Genomic DNA, 418 nt, shown 5'->3' on the forward strand with positions numbered 1-418 from the left:
GCTGTGCTTTTCACGCAGACGACCCATAGGGTCGCGTTTGAACAAGGTCGTGTGTTGCGCGCGAATGCGTTCGTCTTCGTGTACGCCTTCGATATGCGCCTTCAGATGGCCTGCCGGGTCATACTGATATTGCTGCAGCCGACCGTCGAAGCCGATTTCCTGAATCAGTCGTTCGTTGCGGTCATAGGCCAGTTCATAGCGCTCGCCCTTTTCGTTGATCAGGCCAATCAGGTTGCGTTCTTTATCGTACAGATACTCAAAGGTGTGACCAGCCGGGTCGATGCGTTTGCGCACCTGGGCCAGACCGTCATACACGTATTCAGTGCAACGGCCGGCCGCGTCGATAAAGTGCGTCAGCTGGTCGTTGGCGTTGTAACGCATTTTGAGGACGGAGCCGTCCGGGCGTTTGACTTCGGTT

Annotated in this window: 1 pseudogene; it reads right to left on the reverse strand. The window is 56.0% G+C overall.

Annotated elements, in window-relative coordinates:
• Positions 1–418 (reverse strand): annotated as a pseudogene (locus ONV78_RS31900) (RHS repeat protein); the annotation flags it as partial.

Source organism: Hahella sp. CR1 (genome assembly GCF_029813005.1).
GTDB lineage: Bacteria > Pseudomonadota > Gammaproteobacteria > Pseudomonadales > Oleiphilaceae > Hahella.